The following is a 17097-nucleotide window of genomic DNA, read 5'->3' on the forward strand; positions in this document are numbered from 1 at the left end:
TATACTATGAAGCATGGTTTCATGGCAGGATGCTCATTGAGTTCTAGCAATCCCGATCAAGTTGCATTAGTCATCGATTATTTAAAGACCTACTATCCGGATCTGGCTATTATTCAGGGATGTTGCGGGAAACCGACGCGTATGATTGGTAAAGAAGAATTATTTCAAACGCGTTTTGCCGAGTTAACTAAACAAGTCAAACAAGCAAAGATCGACAATTTGATCGTAGCGTGTCAAGGGTGTATTAAAACGATGACCATTCAAGAACAGTTTCCTACGACCTCTTTATGGGTGAAAATGGCTGAGCTAGGCCTGCCAAAAGAAGCACTTGGCAAAGGGAAAACTAGTGATGTTGTTTTTTCCATACAGGATTCTTGCCCGACTAAAGAAGTCACGGAAATACATAAAGCGGTTCGCACCTTGCTGGAGCAACTAGGATACAAGGTCCAAAAAAATCGTCTATCGGGTGAAGATACATTATGTTGCGGCATGGGTGGAATGTGTGGTGTCACTAATCCGAATTTAGCAAAAAAATTTGCAGAGAAACGTGTTCAAGATTTCAAAACAGAACACATCGTGACTTACTGTGCCACCTGTACGTCAGCAATGATTTTAGGTGGAGGAAAGTCATGGCATTTACTAGATTTGATTTTTGGCGAGGTTATCCGTAATGAGGATACGCCCTCATCACATCCGCTATCCAATCCAGTAAAGGCCTGGAAAAATCGGTACCAATCAAAAAAAATAGTTACACGAGCATAGGAGAGACGTATGAAAAAATGGTTAATAGGATTGTTAGCAACAGGGATGTTGCTTTCTTTGACTGGCTGCAAGACAAATGAAACGAAAGAAGAACAAAAAGCAGAATCCATCACTACTTTTTCTCAAGCAGTAACTGAGGCTAAAGGAGAAACTGTCACTTTTTATGGCTTCGGTGGCGATGAAAAAGCAAACGCTTGGGTTGACGAGGTTGTAACTCCCGCAATGAAAAAAAAATACGACGTTACAGTGAAGCGTATTCCGATGGACATTGACCAGATTTTGAATAAGTTGACCACTGAGAAAGAAGCAGGAGCCAAAGAAGGCGACATCGATGTAATGTGGATCAATGGTGAAAACTTTTATACAGCAAAACAAGCAAAGCTTCTTTATGGACCAATCACGGACAAAGTTGAAAGCTTTGAAAAATGGATGGATGTCGACGGACACAACTCAACGTATGATTTTGGTGTCAAAATTGATGGATACGAGGTTCCATATGGGAGTGCACAATTGGTTTTTGCAGGTGATAGCGAAAAATTCAAAGCAGGGTTTCCTAAAAGTATAAAAGAATTACTTGATTATGCCAAGGCAAATCCAGGAAAACTTACTTATACAGCACCTCCGGAGTTTACAGGCAGCGCCTTTGTAAGAAATGTTATATGTGATATCGTCGGTTACGATAAGGTGGAAAATGCCAGTTCAGACAAAGACGCGCTTTATAAAGTTATCAAGCCTGGTTTGGATTACTTGAACCAGCTTAAACCCTATCTATGGCAAGAAGGAAAAACCTATCCAACGACGACCGCTGAATTGGATCAGATGTTCGCTGCTGGACAGGTCAATATGAGCTACAGCTATTCTCAGATGCATGTCGCAGAAAAGCGGAAAGAGAATGAGTTTAAGCCGACAACCGAATCCTTCTTATTTGATAAAGGAACAATCGCAAACCAGAGTTACTTGGCCATAGCTGAAACATCAAAAGTCAAACCTGCAGCATTGGTACTAATTAACGAAATGACTAGTGAGAGCGCGCAATTGAAGAAAGCTGAAGCAGAGTATGGCTATAGCATTCCACCTTTTGACTCTGCCAAACTGTCAAATGAAACCAATCAGAAATTGTCAGATCTTTATAAAAATCAAGGGGTACTTTCACTTGAAGAAATGCAAGAAAAGCAAATTCCTGAGGTTCAAGCAGAAAAAATCCCTTTAATTGAGACATTATGGAAAGAGCACGTTCTTCATGAATAGAAAAACGCTCTTTGCCTTGCCTTTCATTCTATTAAACAGCGTTATAATTTTTGCAGCACTTTTCAAAGGGCTGCAAATTAGCTTAGGGTATTATCCCATAGTGGGCTTGAAAGATTTTTCGTTAAATAATTACCAACAAGTATTAGCAGAGCCTTTCTTTCAAAAGTCGCTTCTATACAGCTGCTATTTAGCGCTGACTGCGACTTTTTTATCTTTGATAGGTGGTGTGGCGTTAGCCTTTCTGCTAATGAAAGTTCCAGGTTGTTGGTTACATAAAATAATTAACTTACCTATTTCGTTGCCTCACATAATTGTAGCGCTGATGATTATGCAGTTAATTAGTCAATCAGGAATCGTTTCACGTATTTTTTTTCAGGTAGGATGGATTAATGGAATGGATCAATTTCCTTTACTAATTCATGATTCAGGAGGTTTCGGCATCCTTGCGGTTTTTCTATACAAGGAAATTCCTTTTGTTGCGGTGACGACTTTGGCAATCTTGCAGCAGTTACAGTTAGGGTATATAGAGGTGGCTAAACATTTAGGCGCCTCAACGATAAAAATATTTTTCTCAATAATTTTACCTATGATTCAAAAAACACTATTTACTTTGTTTATAATATTATTTTGTTTTACTTTTGCTTCATTTGAGGTCCCGTATTTGTTAGGGAACCCTCGTAATCAAACGATCGCAATAACAACCTATGAGTTGTTTACTCAAGCAGATTTAACCACTCGACCGTTGGCGTTTGCATTGAATCTTGTGATATCGGGAATATGTTTGATGGTCAGTTTTCTTAGCTTGGCGATTAGCCGATTTCTACCAGGAGGGAGAAAAATATGGTAAAGCTCTCTTCAAAAACTAGTTATTATTTATTGCTCTTAACCGCATTTGTTCTATTATTACCAATGCTTTTCCTAGTTTTATGGTCATTTAGCGACCAATGGATGTATCCGTCACTTTTTCCAGAGAAGGTGGCATTGAAATCTCTTAATCAAATGAGACTTGATCCTAGCTTCTTTCCAGCTGTGGTAAATAGCTTCTTCATCGCTATAGCAACAACGTTTATTAGTCTTTTGATCGCTATGCCGGCCGCTAAATACTTTTCACTTCAAAAATTACTGGCTCCGCGCTGGATAGAAGTAATGATCTATTTGCCTTTGATTTTACCCGCCATAGCGATTGTCACGTCTACCCAGACATTATTTTTACAAGTCCATTTGACAGGAACTTTTTTTGGGATCATTTTGATTCATACATATTTTTGTTTGCCTTATGCAATGCAGATTTTGCTGGAGAGTTATCGTCAATTAGGAGAAGGGTATCAATTGACTGCGGAAAGTTTAGGTGCTAAACCTTGGACGATTTTTTGGTCTATCACCTGGCCCTTAATAAGACCTGGCTTAACGACTGCTGCCAGTTTAGTATTTATTGTTTCTTTTAGCCAATATTTACCGACTTTTTTTATTGGCGGAGGAAAAATCATCACTCTGCCATTATTGCTTCTTCCTTACGCGAATAACGGCCGTTTTGGATTAGCGTCCATGTACAGTGTAGTATTTTTGTTATGTACGATGCTAGGTGTATTTATTTTAAAAAAGGCAATTGGAGGAGTCACGTATGGGACTGAGCGTTAAAAATATACAGTTAAATTACGGAAAAAAGGAAATAATACGTGACGTGTCTTTCGAGGTGAAGGCTGGGGAAATAGTTGCGCTTTTTGGACCGTCAGGGTCAGGGAAAACTAGTTTGCTCAAAATGATTGCAGGAATTCAACCTGTTTCAAAAGGAAAAATAGCGTTTACGGAAGACTTCACGCAAGATAAAACGTTATTAGTTTTTCAAGATTTTTGGCTATTTCCTCACATGACAGTCGTAGAGAATATCTCTTTTGGGTTAAAGGTACGTAAATTCGCTAAAGATAAAATAGCGGAAAAGGTCGAAAAAATCATTGAAGTATTTGACCTGATAGGATTAGAAAAACATTATCCTGATCAACTATCAGGTGGGCAAAAACAGCGAGTTGCATTGGCGCGGGCGGTTGTACTTGAACCTAAACTGTTGTTATTGGATGAGCCCTTTGCCAACTTAGATCAGCAGTTGAAAATAACTATGCGGGAATATTTAAGAAGACTGCAAGAAACGTATCAGTTTAGTATTATTTTAGTCACTCATGATCGTGACGAGGCCTTTCAACTGGCAGATCGTATGGTGATTCTATTGAAGGGGGAAATCCATCAAATTGATGAGGCTAAAGAAATTTATTACCACCCGGCCGGTCGTCTTGTAGCTGAAGTCATTGGAGAAACCAATCTTATCCGAGGGGTAGTCCAAAAGGATATTTTCCGAGCTGAAAATGTTGAGTTAAGAGTGCACAACCCAAGGAATATACAAGGAGAATCGTTACTCTTTATTCCGATTGGAATGGAAACTTCGATTCAAAACAGCGGGGTTCTAGCATTTGTTAAAAGGAGTGAGTGGACTCCTAACGGTCAACAAGTTTTACTTGAGATTGGAAACACAGAATGCACATTGACCAATCTTTCAGAAAAAGTCACGGTTGGAGAAGAAGTTTATTTAACTTTTTCTGAAACGTTAACGGTAGTGCGGCCATGATCTCAATTATTATTCCAACATTGAATGAAGAAAAGAATATTTCATATTTGCTACGACAGTTAACACAATTGAGGAGTTCTATTTCTTATGAAATCATTGTTGTTGACGGGGGCAGTCAAGATCAGACATGTGAGGTAGCCAAATGCTATGCAACCGTTTATCAACTAAAAGAAGCGAACCGTGGTGCGCAGTTAAAATTGGGTGCTGAGAAGAGCGGAGGAGAAATTTTATGGTTTCTGCACGGTGACAGTAGGTTGGAAACGACTCACTCTATTTTAGAACAAATAAAGGCAGCATTAAACAATGAACAATACAGTGCTGGTTTTTTTAAACTTGCTTTTGATTCAAAGGAGCGGTTCTATCACTATCTGTCCTTTTCATCTAATTTACGGGCTCGTTATCTCGGACTCATTTTTGGAGATCAGGGATTGTTTACCACGAGACAGAACTACGAGAAAGCTGGCGGTTTTGAATCAATCGCGTTAATGGAGGATTGGCGATTGAGTCGAAACCTAAAAAAAATAGGGCTTTTTTATCCATTGCCTGTTAAATTGACTACCTCTAGTCGGAAATTTCGCAAAGGAAAAATTCGGACGCATCTAAAAATGCATAAAATAAAATTACTCTATTTACTAGGAATGTCACCTGAAAAATTGGCGCAACGATACTACAAATAAAAGGAGCAGCGATGTTAGAAAAAATTAAGGACTACTTAAACGAAACGTGTCTTGTTGAGCAACTTCAACTGAAATCAGCATTCACCGTTGCGTTTTTAGCACAAGGTGAATACAATCAGAATTTTCTTATTTCTGATGGAACAAGTAGTTACGTCTTTCGCTTGAATTATGGAAGTCAACTGCAACTAGATAATCAGATTCGTTATGAATACCGTGCATTAAAATGGCTTGAAAGATCTGGAAGAACGCCAAACGTGTTTTATGTAGATGATACCTGTCAATTTTTTTCGCAAGGATTGCTGATTATGGAGTTTTTAAATGGACAGCCGTTAAATTATCGCGAGGATTTAAAAGAAGCTGCACGTATTTTTGGGAATATTCATAAACAACCAATTGATGAGGATGCTGAAAAGATCTTTGTAGAGGAAAAGGGAACGATACTATCCGCGCGTGTGACAGAATGTCAGAAATTATTGGAACCAGTCCTCAAAAGCGATGTTGTTCCATTAACAGCCAAAAAGCAATTAGTGAAAGCATTGAATTGGTGTGAAAACAATACTCACCAACAAGACTTTTTCATCGACTTGGATCATTGGTGTATCAATAATACGGAGGTAAACTCCCACAATTTTATTATTGGCGAAAAGGGTTTTCTCATTGACTGGGAAAAGCCGGTGATTAGCCATCCAGTTCAAGATATTTCACAATTCTTAGCATCAACGACGACTTTATGGAGAAGCAACTTAATCCTGAAGCAAGAGGAGAAGAAAGAATTTTTCACGCGATATTTGGTTGAAACAGACTTTAACCGCACGCAATTCGAGGAGGCGCTTAAAATTTACCATCCATACTTAATGCTCCGTGCGCTTTCTTGGTCAGCAATGGCTTATGATAGTTATCAAAAGGACACTAAAAAACTGAAAAATCAGGAAATTTTTGATAAAGTATCCAGCTATCTTGACGAGCAGTTCCTACGTCATGCGTTAAAGGAGCAAGTGTTTGAATAAAAATGCGTATGTTTTGTTTACTCGCGTTCCGGTTCCAAATAAAGTTAAAACTCGACTGCAGAGTGTACTTAGTGGAGAAGAGGCCTGTGAGATGCAGCACGCTATTCTTTTAGATTGCTTTGTGAAGTTTGAAGATTTAAAAGAACAAGGGATAGATCTATTCCTTGCTTATTCAGATGAGGGGGACCCTTCGAAACTATTGGTAGATTTACCCAAGGCATTTAATCCTTTCCGGCAAAAAGGTAAAACGATTGGACAGCGAATGGACCATGCAATGACGTCTCTTTTTACTAAAGGGTATGAGAAAGTTGTATTGACTGGTAGCGACATTCCTAATTTGAATAGTAATACGATCAAATCTGCATTTGAGCAAATGACGGATATCACTTTTGGTCCGTCACCGGACGGCGGGTATTATTTGGTTGGTTGTAACAAACATATCGAGTTATCTCGTATTTTCGAGAAGAAAATCCCTTGGGGGGAAAAGGACGTGCTAGGTGAAACATTGAAGAATTTAGCAGATTACGAGGTGACTTTACTGCCTGCTATCAAAGATATCGACTTTCCAGATGATTTAAAAGAAATTCAACACGACCTAAACGATGAAAATTTTTACTTCTGTCAATGGTTGGAGAATAATAGAGGTGTATTGGATTGAGAAAAATAATTTTTGACTGTGACAATACCTTTGGCTTAGAAAATCACGACGTCGATGATGGGTTGACACTCTTTTATTTACTGGGTGCAGCAGAAATGGATCTTCTTGGAGTGACTCTGACCTATGGGAATGGAACGCTTGAAGAGGTCGTCCAGATGACGAAAGCACTTCAAAAAAAAGTGGGGATTCATTTTAACTATCATTCAAAGAATCAAGCAGATTTTTTAGTAGAGATGGTCAACAAGTACCCTCACGAGGTGACCATCCTCGCAACAGGTGCATTGACAAATATATTGGAGGCTAGCATGATCGACCCTGAATTTTTTATGAAAGTACAAGAAATTGTTTTGATGGGCGGGACGATGGAGCCTTTAGTAGTCAATCAACGTCCTGTCTCGGAGCTGAATTTTTCTTGTGATGCCGCAGCGTCGAAGAAGGTACTACTTAGTCGGGCGAAGATCACTATCATGAATGGGCACATGACTGCTCAAGCCTTTTTTTCAAAAAAGGATCTAAGTAAATTCATAAAAGCTGCAGAAAGTCAGATAGAACAAGGAGCCTTAGAATGGATAAGCGAGACATTAGAAAAATGGATCAATTGGAATGAGCAAACGTTTGGTTTCTCAGGGTTTTGTAACTGGGACATGACCACTGCCGTTTATCTAGAATGCCCGGAGTTGTTTAGTCATGAAAAATATTGCTTATCAGCGACACAACCTGATCTTACAATTGGAAGGATCTCATTAGCTGAACAATCCTCCTATATAGTAAAAATGCCGAAAAGCATTCTCGACTTAACGGAATTTAATCATTTAGTTATTCAACGAATGCTTGCAGGCTTATTGAAATAAGCAAGTATTTTATGATAAATGGCGTTCTCAAAATGCTAGAGTGGAAAGGAGCACCGTTGAAAAAAATAATACTATTTATTTTATTGGTTCTTTTTGTGACCTTTCTAGGTTATCAATTTGGTTTAGTGAGTTTGCTTACAGATATTGAAAGTCTTAGAGCGTATCTGGAAAGCCTTGGTTGGTGGGGATATGTGCTCTTTATCTTACTGTCAGTTCTTGTAGCAGTGTTTCTTTTGCCAGGACAATTCTTAGCAATCGTAGGGGGCCTAGCATATGGTGGCTTTGTAGGAGGATGCTTGACCATTATTGGTGCTTCATTGGGTGCAAGCATTTCATTTATTATAGGAAAATATGTTGCAAGAGAATACATTTTGCAACGCTTTGGAACAGATCCTACTTTTCAAAAAATAGAAAAAGGGGTTCAAGAAAATGGCATCGCCTTTTTGATTTTTACCCGACTAGTCCCAGTTTTTCCTTTTGCCATTCAAAGCTATGCCTATGCGATGACACCAATGAGTATTCGTAAATTCAGCATAATTTCTTTTTTGACAATGATGCCTGCTAGTTTTATTTATGCTTTTATGGCATCAGAGATTGCTTCAAAAGGAATATCTGGAACTTTACTGGTAGAATTATCTATCGCAGGAATTCTTTTAGCGCTTCTCGCATATCTACCAAAGAAAATCAGTAAAAAATTGAATCGACTGAGTTCAGAGTATAACAATGATTAGGCATTCTAAAGACCAGAGCGGCTGCTCTGGTCTTTTTGTTTCCCATTGGTTGATTTTTTAGCGTATAAGTTAACAACAACTCCATTGTTTTCTTTTAGTACTCATTTTAAAATTGGTATGAAAGGGGAGAGTAGGATGGAAATGAGTATAGGAAAGATCATCTCAGAAAAACGCAAAGAAAAAAAGATAACGCAGCAAGAATTGGCAAATTTTGTAGGGGTATCAAAAGCTTCTGTTTCAAAGTGGGAAACGGGGCAAACATATCCAGATATTTCACTGTTACCGCTCTTAGCTGCCTATTTCGACATGACAATAGATTCGCTTTTAGCCTATCAGCCACAACTGGAGAATCATGAAATACAGCGAATATATACCACATTAAAGGAAGGATTAAATACAAAAGAACCGGATGAGATGTTACTTCTCATTCATAGATTGATACGACGGTACTATTCGTGCTATCCATTCGTCTTACAGATGGGCATGTTTCTATTGAATCATGCAGACTTGCTGCCAGGTGAAGAAAAACTTCCGACATACACCAAAGAAGCTCAAAAATTATTCATTCATGTTCGAACACAATCAAAAGATCCTGAATTAATTACGCAAGCTTTAAAATATGAAGCCTATACCGCGCTTGTACTACAAGAATTCGACAAAGTTTTATCCATGCTTGGAGATCGTGTGCCTATGTTGTTTCCGGTGGAAAGCTTGATCGCGGCTGCTCAGCAACAAAAGGGGGAGTCAGGTCAAGCAATTGAAACGTTGCAAAGTGGAATTTATCAATATGCAGCAGTGTTCATGAGCTTTTTCACGAATTACTTGCAGTTACTGACTGATGACCCTAAAAAATTTACTGAAACAGTCTCACGGGGAAGTCAATTTGCAAAGATTTTTCGATTCAGCTCGCTGCATCCAGTCTCATTGATGAATTTTCAATTATCTGCTGTTTTTGGCTATGCGAAAATGGGAAATGAAGAAGCCGCTTTGCAACTATTAAGGGCTTTTCTCGAGGTCATGAAGGAGACAGAATTCCCTGTTGTCTTGCACGGGGATGCCTATTTTGATCAAATCAATGAATGGCTAGATCAATCAGAAATTGGGACACAACTCCCCAGAGATTCTATGAAAGTTCAAGAGAGTTTGACTGATGCAATCATCGATAATCCCGTCTTTAGTCAATTCAAGGAGCAAGAGAAATTGCAGAATATTTATAGTGAATTACGTGCCATAAAGAAGGAGCATTCAAAAAATGAATAATTTAGATTTTTTCAGAGAAAATTTACCGATTCTATTGCCATTCGTGCTTCTTGAATTACTTTTAATGATCACAGCAGTTTGGCATGTACTAAAACATCCTAACTATCGATTCGGGAACAAAGCAGTGTGGTTATTGATCGTGATCGTTTTTCAGATTATTGGTCCAGTCTTCTATTTTGTATTTGGAAGAGGGGATGATTTATGAATATTTTGGAACTGCATCAAGTCTCAAAAAAGTATGGGTCAAAATATGTCTTAAATAAGTTAGATCTCCATGTTCCAAAGGGTTCAATTTTTGGGTTCGTAGGAGAAAATGGCGCTGGAAAGACAACCACTATGAGAATGATCCTCGGCTTAGAGGAAAAAAGCAGCGGCGAAATTCTTATTAAAGGAACTCCGGTTACTTTTGGGGACAATGAAACGAATCGTTATACGGGTTACTTACCTGACGTGCCAGAATTTTACGACTATATGTCTGGTAAAGAGTATTTAACTTTTTGCGGGCAACTTACTGGGATGAAAAAAAAACAGTTGTTAACGAAAGTTTCCGAGTTATTATCCTTGGTAGGTTTGAAAGAAGATAAAAAGAAAATTAAGGGATACTCCCGTGGTATGAAACAACGTTTAGGAATCGCACAGGCTTTATTGAATGATCCAGAGCTATTAATTTGCGACGAGCCTACTTCAGCCTTGGATCCAAGTGGACGAAATGATTTTTTAGAGATGTTAGCAACATTAAAAGGGCACACAACAATCGTATTTTCTACCCATATCCTGAATGATGTCGAACGTATATGCGATCACGTGGGAATCTTGGACCAAGGGCAGTTGGTGCTTAGTGGGCCTTTAGCAGAACTGAAGCAGCAATACGCAAAAAAACAAATTGAGATTGAATTCAAACAAAATATAGAGTTGCGAGACTTTACGGAAAAACTCGAACGATTGAAAATTCAACAGCAATTGAAAGGCTACTCTTTTAACCGACAAAAAAACCAATACCTTTTAGAATATATACAGCCCTACGAAAAAATCGCACCGCTGCTTTTTAAACAATTCGAAGACGCGCAAGTCTTCCCAAAAAAAATCAAGAAAATAGATCCGTCGTTAGAAACGATTTTTTTGGAGGTGATAAAGTGAAAAATTTATACTTTTTTACTAAAAAAGAAATTGTTGAAAGTTGGCGGACTTATCGTTCTGCGATCGTAATTCTTATCTTTTTGATTTTTGGGATAATGAATCCCTTATTGGCTAAACTAACTCCTGAGATTGTTAAACTGACAGTGGGTGAGGCGATGGCTAAGACAATTCCTGAACCTACTTCACTTGATTCTTGGACGCAATTTTTTAAGAATGTTAATCAAATTGGTTTGATTGTAGTGGCATTGATATTTAGCGGAACAGTCAGTAATGAAGTGAGCAAAGGAACGCTGATTAATCTTGTTACGAAGGGACTCAGAAGAGGGGCGATCATTGGTGGAAAAATAGTGAATCTGCTATTTCAATGGAGCATTAGCTTTCTTGTGGCCTTTCTGGTGACCTGGGAGTATACCAACTATTACTTTAACGATAGTAAAAGTTCTCATCTTTTTCAGGCTGTTTTTCCTGTGTGGCTTTTTGGAGTTTTCCTAATGAGTTTGATTCTTTTTTCTTCTACCATTGCTCGTAATAGCTATGAAGGCTTGCTAGTGACGGGTGGAGGGGTCGTTTTACTCCTATTGTTGAGTCTCTTTGACAATCTTAAAAAGTACAATCCAATCTCATTGGTGACGCAAAATCTTCTGTTTTTACAGCAGGGTCCAGCTTTTGAGAAGTATGTACCCGCAATGGTACTAGCATTTTTACTTTCTCTGATATTTTTATTGTTGAGTACGCTCGTTTTAAGTAAGAAAAAATTATAAGAAAGCCCCAGCTTTATTTCAGTATCTTGTCTCATCTGCAAAATTTAGCTTTATAACAGAAAGAAAAAGGTATGCCGCAATCTGAGGGCATACCTTTTTAAAATCATTTGCACCATTAAAAAGTCGAGGGGCTGATTATTAAATAAATAAGTAAACAACCGAATAGATATAATAGGCTAATAACAACAGAGCAACAATGCAAGAAAGTTTAGTTAAGAAACCGCCACGTGCGGGTTTTGTAGACTTGCGAGATTGTCGACGAGTTGTTTCTACGCCTACAGTATCTGTAATTTCTTGTTTCGCGGGACGTAACAGTACGATCGCAAGCAAATCAATGAATAACAATCCTTGCAAAACGATGCTTACGATAAACGTGATTTGATCTCCTCTAACCATTCGGAATAAGAATAGGACGATCATCAGAAGATCGAATAGTAATGTCAATAAAAGCGCCATAACAAAGCTCCTTTGAATAGGTTGGAATAAACAAGATTTATTATAGCATACAACGACTAAAAGAATAGTGGATTATTGTGAATGTTCGTCCAGCCTGTCAGTGTTTGTGAGTCAAAAAAGAATAGATCATCCAATAGAGCATAAAAGCCAGAAGTGATACTAGCATCAAAAGAGCAAGCGCCCATGCGCCCTCAACAGGTTGATAATGGTGGTAGTTCATGAGTAAGTAGATAGATAAAAAAGTCGGGATCAGGGAAAAGTATAAATGGATCAATACGCGATCTTTTTTAAATAAATAAAAATAAATGATAGTCATCACAATGAAAATTAAATAAATGATCCCTGAAACGGCATTGCCAATATCCATAAGTTTCCCTCCTGAAGGCCATTATATCAAAATCAGCGCCCTCGACAAATAACAAAAAAATGAGAATCACTAATTTTAATTAATGAGGAAATCCTTTCTCATCGAGAAATACTGAACATAAGAATAATCACGTTGTTAATCCCTAATAATTCTTTCTTTATTTTAAAAAAAATGGAAACATTTGAAAAAAGCCGGGAATATCACGTTTTTTAATCGTTAGAATCCAACTAAAAAATTTTACTTTGTGATTAATATTTGTTAGTTTATATAGAGGGGAAATAAGAAAGATATTAATTGTAACCGTTTTTTAATAGTTGCTAGAGGGGGATGACATGGATTATAAAAAACTACTATGTAGTGTGATGTTATTAGGAAGTATAGGCCTATCAACAGGTGTGGCCTACGGAGAAGAAACGACGGATTCAACCAATAAAACAGAAAGTTCATCGATGGTTGAAGCATCGAAGGTCTCAGAGGAAACAACGGAGATACCTTCAACAGAAAAAACGAACGAAACAATCGATTCAGAAATAACCGAAGCCAGTTCGAGTGAGCAGCCGCAGGCAAGTGAAGAAAATGAATCAGTGGATGAGCAGGAATTTGATGAATTAGGGAATTTACAATTTCATCACCCTATTCGATTCGAAGATTTCACTTTAGCGCCACCCGCTTTTCGAGCAGCGCGTTCAGCTGTAAATACACAACAGGCGTTTATAAACCAAGTAGCGCCTTCAGCAAAGTCTTTAGCAAATTCAAATAATCTCTATGCTTCTGTAATGATCGCGCAAGCAATCGTTGAAAGTGGCTGGGGAGGAAGCGACCTTTCCAGATCGCCTAACCACAATCTCTTCGGTATAAAAGGAATGTACAACGGTCAATCAGTAACCATGCCAACATGGGAATATAGTGAAAAAAATGGCTGGTATCAGATCAACGCCAAATTTAGAAAATACCCTTCATTCAAGGAGTCTTTAGGCGATAACGTAACTATTTTAAAAACTACATCGTTCTCAGCAGGCAATTATTATTATTCTGGTGCTTGGAAAAGTAATACTAAATCGTACAAAGATGCGACTGCCTGGTTAACGGGACGCTACGCAACTGCGCCAAATTATGGTTCTACTCTAAATAGTGTCATTGAGACCTATAAGTTAACCCAGTATGACTCTGGTGGAAACAACGGTGGCGGTTCGACGCCAGCACCTGTACAAACCAATGCAATGTATCGTTTGTACAATCCAAACAGTGGGGAGCATTTTTATACGGCCAGTACAGGTGAACGAGACAACGTTAGAAAAGCAGGATGGCGTTACGAAGGAATCGGTTGGCAGGCGCCAAAGAGCGGTACACCTGTTTACCGTCTCTATAACCCGAATGCAGGAGACCATCATTACACACCGATTGTCTCTGAAAAGAATCATTTAGTAAAAGTCGGTTGGCGTTATGAAGGAGTAAGCTGGTATTCAGGTGGCAGCAAGCCACTGTATCGCCTGTATAATCCAAATGCAAAAGCAGGCGCGCATCATTACACATTGCTTCAAAGCGAGCGAGATAATTTGATTAAACACGGCTGGCGCAATGAAGGAATTGGCTGGTACGGACAATAAAATAATGATACTAAAAAAGATCTTGATGAGAGCCTTCATCAAGATCTTTTTTGCGAGAAAACTGCCTGCTCAATCTAGTGGTGTTAATCAAGCGAGGACAACGATACCTTGACTAGGCGATCGTCTTGATTGTCTGGAGACCCGCGACCATCACGATTATTTGTTACAAAATAGAGGGTATTTCCATCGATGAAAACATCTCTTATGCGGCCAAATCCATTGACAACTTGCTTTTCTTCCTCTGAGTCTAAATCAAAACGTAAAATAGCAGTACCGCGTAGCCCTGCTACGTAAAGTGCTTCATCCTTATAAGCCATTCCTGAAGGAGCCCAGGTCTGACTATTTCCAGAGGTGAAAAGCGGGGACTCCATTCCGTCACGCTCTTCTGAGCCTTCAATGTCAGGCCAGCCATAATTCCTGCCTTCTCTGATTCTATTGATCTCATCATTCGCACTTGCCCCATGCTCGCTTGCATACATCGTCTCATCAGAAGACCAAGTTAATCCTTGTGCGTTTCGATGGCCATAACTATAAACATAGGAATTAGAAAAGGGATTATCGTCGGGAATAGACCCATCGAAGTTTAGACGTAGAATTTTTCCAGCTAAAGAATCTCTGTCTTGCGCTAAGTCGGGCTGAGAGGCATCACCAGTTGTCGCGTATATCTTTTTATCCGGGCCAATTTTAATTCTTCCGCCGTGATGCGTACTCCCGCTAGGAATACCATCTAATAAAACGGCTGTTTCTTGCCATTCGTCATTTGCTAAGGTCAATTCTACAATTCTGTTCAGTCGATTCCCGTTGTCTTCATACGTATAATAGGCAATGCCTTTTTGTGATTCTGAGAAATCAGGATTGAGCACAAAACCCAAAAGTCCCGCTTCAGAAGCAGAGGATAGGGGACGTTCCAAAGAAACGGATTGACGTTCCACCTCACCATCAGAGATTTTTGCAATCGTTCCTCCTCGTTCACTAATATAAAAAGTTTCATTGTGACGTTCAATCGACCAAGGAATAGCTAAATTTTCTGCAATGACTTCTGCTTCTTGTCCATCAGATTCTCTTGTGCCAGATAACTCTGAAACAGTCGCTGAGTCTTCGTTCCCGCAGCCGCTTAAAGCTACAAATAGCATTCCTAAAAATAACAGTTTCTTTATCATTCCTTCTTCCTCCTAGAATATTAAAATCTTAAGTGGCTCGTAGTTATTAATTTTAACCTATCATTATTTTGGACTGGAAGTAAAAAAATATGCTTTAAATAGAAGCATGCACGGGATTGAGCACACAAAAAAAAGACAAAGTATTCTACCCGCATAAGCAGCTATAACTTTGTCTCTTAAGAGTTACCATGAAATCATAAAAAAGAACATCAATGTTTTCATGATAAACATTATTGTTTTAGTGAACACCAAAATTTAACATACCATAAACTCGTTTTCTGTACCCTAATTTTCAACGTCTGAAATTTCTGAAATAACAAAAAAACTATGAAGTTTATCAGTAGAATAATCATATTTTTTTCCAATTTCACATAGCACCTGTTGATTCGACTCTAGAACTACGTCACTCCCGTCATACAAACTATCCGTTGGGAGCAGAATTTCGAAAGGTTTTTTGTCATCCAACACCAAGGGCTTTTGAAAGAAATATCCAGCGATCTTTTTCATGAGAATTACTCCTTTTTCTATTATTTGTTATATATTACATCAGCTATTCTAGTAAAACCAGAAATAAGCTCTATAACGGGTGTAATTTAAAGCAACCGCAAAAGCGCGATTCCAAGAACACCTGTTAATACGATTTTCATGAGGTCATTTGTACGAATACCAACAATCAATGCAGGAATACACGCAAAAATTTCTGGAAAACGCAATGTAGGGAAATGACCTGTTTGGAAATTCAGTAAACTTTGAAACAATAGCGCTGTCAAAATCGTCATTGGTAAATAACTTAAAAATTTTTGGAAAGTTGGCGGTAATGTGAGCGCTTTTGTTAAAACGAAGGGCAGTACACGTGGTACCCAAGTGACCAATGCACATCCTAACAAAGTTAGTAAGTAATAATTATTATTCATCACGTATCAACACCCCCGATAAGCAGCCTAGTAATGTCGACAAAATAACAGAAAGCTCAGCAGAAACAAAACGCATCAAAAGAAAGAGGCTGATGATTGTTACTGCCAAAATGGTCCATGTTTTATTTTTTTGCCTTTTTAAGGGTAATTGCACTTGGAACAAAAACAATCCAAGAAACATCGCAGTCAATGCAAAATCAAATCCAAAAATAGTAGGATCAGGAATAAAATTTCCTAACAGTGCACCGATAACGGTAGAAAGAATCCAAATAAGGTAAGCTGTAAGATTCAATCCATGCATCCACGAACTATTGACCTTTTTTTCTTGTGCAAGCGTGGACATCAGTACGCCGTAGGACTCATCAGTCAACAATGTTCCAATAGCAATACCATTTATGAGTGAATCATCTTTAAAATAGTGGGCAACAGAAAGACTCATAAGCAAATGCCGTAAATTAACAAGAAAAATAGTAAAGACGATCGATAAAATAGGCGCACTTAGTAAAAGCAACCCACATAAAATAAATTGCGCACTTCCTGCATAAACGACAGTAGACATCAAAAAAATCTGCCAAATAGCAAGATGAGCGGATTTTCCGACGATTCCCATCGCGATACCAATTCCTAAATACCCCATAATTGTGGGGATACAAGCTTTAACACCATCAAAAAAACTGGGGTTTTGAACAATACGATTATCCATAATTTTTCCTCTCATTTGGTTTTAATCATATTAGAACAAAACTAATAAAAAAACAAGAGGATAAAAAATAAAAAAAGAGCAATAAGTCCAACGAGCGTTAGCAATAGTTGGCGGTGAATCAATGCTCAATTTATTTTACCACAGAAATATTAGCTTAAAAACTAATATTATTACTATTTTT

At 38.3% G+C, this 17097-nt stretch carries 21 protein-coding genes; 15 read left to right on the top strand and 6 right to left on the bottom strand.

Annotation, left to right across the window (positions count from 1 at the left end):
- Window positions 1-6: 6 nt before the first annotated feature.
- The 14 genes from IGI66_RS06500 (at window position 7) to IGI66_RS06565 (ending at window position 11709) form a co-directional block, all read left to right on the top strand.
- On the top strand, window positions 7-762 hold the full coding sequence (locus tag IGI66_RS06500; RefSeq protein ID WP_438848132.1) for a heterodisulfide reductase-related iron-sulfur binding cluster: 756 nt from the start codon (window positions 7-9) through the stop codon (window positions 760-762).
- Window positions 763-771: 9 nt separating this feature from the next.
- On the top strand, window positions 772-2010 hold the full coding sequence (locus tag IGI66_RS06505; RefSeq protein ID WP_438848133.1) for an ABC transporter substrate-binding protein: 1239 nt from the start codon (window positions 772-774) through the stop codon (window positions 2008-2010).
- Window positions 2003-2857 (top strand): ABC transporter permease, encoded by an 855-nt coding sequence (locus tag IGI66_RS06510; RefSeq protein ID WP_438848135.1) that lies wholly within the window; start codon window positions 2003-2005, stop codon window positions 2855-2857. The genes IGI66_RS06505 and IGI66_RS06510 overlap by 8 nt, the downstream gene beginning before the upstream one ends.
- A complete protein-coding gene (locus IGI66_RS06515; protein WP_438848137.1) occupies window positions 2851-3648 on the top strand; it encodes an ABC transporter permease subunit in 798 nt (265 codons plus the stop codon). Before IGI66_RS06510 ends, IGI66_RS06515 begins: the two co-directional genes overlap by 7 nt.
- The gene (locus IGI66_RS06520; RefSeq protein ID WP_438848139.1) at window positions 3632-4627 is read left to right on the top strand and encodes an ABC transporter ATP-binding protein; all 996 of its coding nucleotides are present in this window, start codon (window positions 3632-3634) and stop codon (window positions 4625-4627) included. The genes IGI66_RS06515 and IGI66_RS06520 overlap by 17 nt, the downstream gene beginning before the upstream one ends.
- Window positions 4624-5304, top strand: coding sequence for a TIGR04283 family arsenosugar biosynthesis glycosyltransferase (locus IGI66_RS06525; protein ID WP_438848141.1), 681 nt, complete (start codon window positions 4624-4626; stop codon window positions 5302-5304). The genes IGI66_RS06520 and IGI66_RS06525 overlap by 4 nt, the downstream gene beginning before the upstream one ends.
- An 11-nt stretch (window positions 5305-5315) precedes the next feature.
- Window positions 5316-6311: a phosphotransferase gene (locus IGI66_RS06530; protein ID WP_438848143.1), complete on the top strand. Its 996-nt coding sequence runs from the start codon at window positions 5316-5318 to the stop codon at window positions 6309-6311.
- Window positions 6304-6969: a TIGR04282 family arsenosugar biosynthesis glycosyltransferase gene (locus tag IGI66_RS06535; protein ID WP_438848144.1), complete on the top strand. Its 666-nt coding sequence runs from the start codon at window positions 6304-6306 to the stop codon at window positions 6967-6969. The genes IGI66_RS06530 and IGI66_RS06535 overlap by 8 nt, the downstream gene beginning before the upstream one ends.
- Complete coding sequence (locus IGI66_RS06540) at window positions 6966-7820, top strand: nucleoside hydrolase (protein WP_438848146.1); 855 nt, start codon at window positions 6966-6968, stop codon at window positions 7818-7820. The genes IGI66_RS06535 and IGI66_RS06540 overlap by 4 nt, the downstream gene beginning before the upstream one ends.
- Window positions 7821-7876: 56 nt before the next feature.
- Window positions 7877-8551, top strand: a complete 675-nt coding sequence (locus IGI66_RS06545) for a TVP38/TMEM64 family protein (protein WP_438849280.1) — start codon at window positions 7877-7879, stop codon at window positions 8549-8551.
- A gap of 135 nt (window positions 8552-8686) precedes the next feature.
- Window positions 8687-9811 (top strand): helix-turn-helix domain-containing protein, encoded by a 1125-nt coding sequence (locus IGI66_RS06550; RefSeq protein ID WP_438848147.1) that lies wholly within the window; start codon window positions 8687-8689, stop codon window positions 9809-9811.
- Window positions 9804-10016 (top strand): PLD nuclease N-terminal domain-containing protein, encoded by a 213-nt coding sequence (locus tag IGI66_RS06555; RefSeq protein ID WP_010780867.1) that lies wholly within the window; start codon window positions 9804-9806, stop codon window positions 10014-10016. The genes IGI66_RS06550 and IGI66_RS06555 overlap by 8 nt, the downstream gene beginning before the upstream one ends.
- Window positions 10013-10948 (top strand): ATP-binding cassette domain-containing protein, encoded by a 936-nt coding sequence (locus tag IGI66_RS06560; protein WP_438848149.1) that lies wholly within the window; start codon window positions 10013-10015, stop codon window positions 10946-10948. The genes IGI66_RS06555 and IGI66_RS06560 overlap by 4 nt, the downstream gene beginning before the upstream one ends.
- Complete coding sequence (locus IGI66_RS06565) at window positions 10945-11709, top strand: ABC transporter permease (RefSeq protein WP_438848151.1); 765 nt, start codon at window positions 10945-10947, stop codon at window positions 11707-11709. The genes IGI66_RS06560 and IGI66_RS06565 overlap by 4 nt, the downstream gene beginning before the upstream one ends.
- Window positions 11710-11847: 138 nt before the next feature.
- Here IGI66_RS06565 and IGI66_RS06570 read toward each other — a convergent pair whose 3' ends face one another.
- Together IGI66_RS06570 and IGI66_RS06575 are read right to left on the bottom strand one after the other, a co-directional pair.
- Window positions 11848-12165, bottom strand: coding sequence for a hypothetical protein (locus IGI66_RS06570; protein ID WP_010780864.1), 318 nt, complete (start codon window positions 12163-12165; stop codon window positions 11848-11850).
- A gap of 97 nt (window positions 12166-12262) precedes the next feature.
- Window positions 12263-12532: a hypothetical protein gene (locus IGI66_RS06575; RefSeq protein ID WP_438848154.1), complete on the bottom strand. Its 270-nt coding sequence runs from the start codon at window positions 12530-12532 to the stop codon at window positions 12263-12265.
- A 332-nt stretch (window positions 12533-12864) separates the two neighbouring features.
- Here IGI66_RS06575 and IGI66_RS06580 point away from each other — a divergent pair, with 332 nt between their 5' ends.
- On the top strand, window positions 12865-14139 hold the full coding sequence (locus IGI66_RS06580; RefSeq protein WP_438848155.1) for a glycoside hydrolase family 73 protein: 1275 nt from the start codon (window positions 12865-12867) through the stop codon (window positions 14137-14139).
- Window positions 14140-14222: 83 nt separating this feature from the next.
- On the opposite strand, the gene IGI66_RS06585 is transcribed toward IGI66_RS06580, so the two are convergent.
- From IGI66_RS06585 to IGI66_RS06600, 4 genes are all read right to left on the bottom strand, one after another.
- A complete protein-coding gene (locus IGI66_RS06585) occupies window positions 14223-15299 on the bottom strand; it encodes a PQQ-dependent sugar dehydrogenase (RefSeq protein WP_438848157.1) in 1077 nt (358 codons plus the stop codon).
- A gap of 285 nt (window positions 15300-15584) precedes the next feature.
- Window positions 15585-15806 carry a hypothetical protein gene (locus IGI66_RS06590; protein ID WP_010780860.1) on the bottom strand — a complete coding sequence of 74 codons (222 nt, stop codon included), beginning with the start codon at window positions 15804-15806 and terminating at the stop codon, window positions 15585-15587.
- Between the two features lie 86 nt (window positions 15807-15892).
- Window positions 15893-16213 (bottom strand): AzlD domain-containing protein, encoded by a 321-nt coding sequence (locus tag IGI66_RS06595; protein ID WP_044926139.1) that lies wholly within the window; start codon window positions 16211-16213, stop codon window positions 15893-15895.
- Window positions 16206-16916 carry an AzlC family ABC transporter permease gene (locus IGI66_RS06600; protein ID WP_010780858.1) on the bottom strand — a complete coding sequence of 237 codons (711 nt, stop codon included), beginning with the start codon at window positions 16914-16916 and terminating at the stop codon, window positions 16206-16208. The genes IGI66_RS06595 and IGI66_RS06600 overlap by 8 nt, the downstream gene beginning before the upstream one ends.
- Window positions 16917-17097 lie beyond the last annotated feature (181 nt).

Source organism: Enterococcus sp. AZ048 (assembly GCF_051715125.1).
Classification (GTDB): domain Bacteria; phylum Bacillota; class Bacilli; order Lactobacillales; family Enterococcaceae; genus Enterococcus_A; species Enterococcus_A gilvus.